The following is a 2,510-nucleotide window of genomic DNA, read 5'->3' as shown; positions in this document are numbered from 1 at the left end:
TGTCCATGGAACAAAGGATGAACAAATCTGTTGGATAATACTACTCCGACCTATCCATGCAGGGCCTTGCGTTCAGTTTATAAATGAACGATCGTTTATAAATGAATCGCCTCAAGATCACCCAAGGGCGATGCCTATGGTGGAGGGGGAGAGATGACACTCGCTGGGAAGGTGGCGCTGGTCGCCGGCGCGACCCGGGGCGCGGGCCGGGGCATCGCGGCGGAGCTCGGCGCGGCCGGCGCGACGGTCTATGTCACCGGGCGCAGCACGCGCATGCAGCGGTCGGAATACGACCGGCCCGAGACGATCGAGGACACCGCCGATTTGGTCACGGCGCTGGGCGGCACCGGCATCGCGGTGCAGGTCGACCATCTCGTGCCGCAGCAGGTCGCCGACCTGGTGGCGCGGATCCGGGCGGAGCAGGGGCGGCTGGACATCCTGGTCAACGATGTCTGGGGCGGCGAGACCCTGAAGGAATGGGACAAGCCGGTCTGGAGCCACGACCTCGCCAACGGCCTGCATCTGCTGCACCTGGCGATCGACACGCATCTGATCACGGCGCACCACGCCCTGCCACTGCTGATCGAACGCCCGGGCGGGCTGCTGGTCGAGGTGACGGACGGCACCACCGCCTACAATGCCGACCACTACCGCATCAACCCGTTCTACGATCTGGCCAAGGTCGCGGTGAACCGGATGGCCTGGGCCCATGCCAGGGATCTGCAGCCGCACGGCGCCACGGCCCTGTCGATCACGCCGGGCTGGCTGCGGTCGGAAATGATGCTGGAGGCGTTCGGCGTCACCGAAGAGAATTGGCGGGACGCCACGGCCCGGGTGCCGCATTTCGTGATCTCGGAAACCCCGCGCTTCGTCGGCCGGGCGGTGGCGGCGCTGGCCGCCGATGCCGGCCGCGCCCGCTGGAACGGCCAATCGGTGTCGAGCGGCGAGCTGGCGGCGGTCTACGGTTTCACTGACCTCGACGGCTCCCGCCCCGACGCCTGGCGCTATGTCGTCGAGGTCCAGGACGCCGGCAAGCCGGCCGACGCCACCGGGTACCGATAGGCCGGGGCTGGGTGGGCCGGGCCCGCCGTGGCGGACCCGGCCTCCGCCCTTACACCTGTCCGAGGTGAGCGATGAACCCGGCGGCGACCTCGTCGAGGACCGGCGCCGGCAGGTCATGCCCCATGCCGACGATGCCGTTCTCGGCATCGCCCAGCCATTTCGCCCCCGGGATCGCATCGCGGGTGGCCCGGCCGCCGGAGATGGCGATGAGCGGATCCTCGTTGCCATGGATCACGAGAGTCGGGACGGTCAGTGTCTTGAGCGCCTCCGTGCGATCGCCGCCGGCAAGGATCGCGGCGACCTGGCGCAGGCCGCCTCCGGGATGGCCGAGCGAACGGTTATACCCCGCCGTGGCGATCGCCCGGCGACCCGGTTCCTCTTCGGCCGCGTATGTCTTCGAGCCGATCAGGGTGAACAGCCCGACGACCTGGTCGATCGCCTCCGCCGGGTCGGTCGGTATCGGCTTGACCATCTCCTCGTAGACGCCGTCCTCGGCGCCGCCGACCTCCGGATTGCCGGTGGTGCTCATGATCGAGCACAGGCTGCGCACCCGCGCGGAATGATCGATCGCCAGCCGTTGCGAGATCATGCCACCCATCGAGGCGCCGACGACATGGGCCTTGTCGATGCCAAGGTGATCCAGCAGCCGGGTGGCGTCCTTGGCCATGTTGGCCAGGCTGTAGGCGAGGGGCGGCTTCGCCAGCCACTCCGTCCGGCCGCTGTCACGATTGTCGAAGCGGATGACCCGATAGCCCGCGCCCACGATCGTGTCGACCAGCGGCTGCGGCCAATAGATCAACTGGGAGTTCAGGCCCATGACCATCAACACGGGCGGATGCGACGGGTCGCCTTCAAGCCGATAGCACAGCTTCAGACGACCTTTCTGAAGACCGCTTTCACTATCGATCTCAACGAAAAGATCTTGCGCATTGGTCGGCATCAAATCCTCCACCTCTGCATTTGGGTCGGGTTGCGGGGGGCCGGGATCGGGCCGTCTGGCGCGCCCTCGGTCACCGCCGATAAAATTTCAGATAAATTTGCGCAACTATACAGAAAAGTGAAATTCTATAGTCAGGATACAACCGATATATACAATAATCTATAGAATCTCGATCGCGATATTGGAATCCTTTAGTCGGGACTGTCAATAGATCTGCTCAGATGTTCATCTGATCTTCATGGTTCGATGCCCGGGCTCGGGCTCGGTCCCGGGGGCAGACGCCATGGCTTGACTCTCGGACTGATCTCATTAATAACTGACTGGTCAGTCAGTAGTTAAATCGGAAAGCCCGTCATGGCAGAGGCGACGCGGAAGCGGCGGAAAGAGGCGCGGCCGGCGGAGTTGCTGGAAGCGGCCTTCGACCTGTTCGTGGAACGCGGCTTCGCCGCCACCCGGATCGACGACATCGCCGCCCGCGCCGGGGTCAGCAAGGGCACGGTCTACCTCT

Annotated in this window: 3 protein-coding genes; 2 read left to right on the top strand and 1 reads right to left on the bottom strand. The window is 65.0% G+C overall.

Annotation, left to right across the window (positions count from 1 at the left end):
- Positions 1-153: 153 nt before the first annotated feature.
- A complete protein-coding gene (locus AC3XYG_RS20745) occupies positions 154-1,062 on the top strand; it encodes an SDR family oxidoreductase (RefSeq protein WP_489141767.1) in 909 nt (302 codons plus the stop codon).
- A gap of 49 nt (positions 1,063-1,111) precedes the next feature.
- Here the strand turns inward: AC3XYG_RS20745 and AC3XYG_RS20740 are convergent, their stop codons facing one another.
- Entirely contained in the window at positions 1,112-1,885 is a 774-nt protein-coding gene (locus AC3XYG_RS20740) for an alpha/beta fold hydrolase (RefSeq protein WP_489141769.1), read from the bottom strand.
- A 471-nt stretch (positions 1,886-2,356) separates the two neighbouring features.
- Here AC3XYG_RS20740 and AC3XYG_RS20735 point away from each other — a divergent pair.
- A partial coding sequence (locus AC3XYG_RS20735; RefSeq protein WP_489141768.1) for a helix-turn-helix domain-containing protein occupies positions 2,357-2,510 on the top strand: 154 nt, incomplete at its 3' end.

The organism is Inquilinus sp., from assembly GCF_057815775.1.
The sequence above is the reverse complement of the archived record's forward strand: the minus strand, read 5'-3'. Positions and strand labels throughout refer to the sequence as shown.

Coding starts and splice junctions, on each gene's coding strand:
- AC3XYG_RS20740 (WP_489141769.1), bottom strand. CDS start 1,885: ATGGTCATGGGCCTGAACTCCCAGTTGATCTATTGGCCGCAGCCGCTG.
- AC3XYG_RS20745 (WP_489141767.1), top strand. CDS start 154: ATGACACTCGCTGGGAAGGTGGCGCTGGTCGCCGGCGCGACCCGGGGC.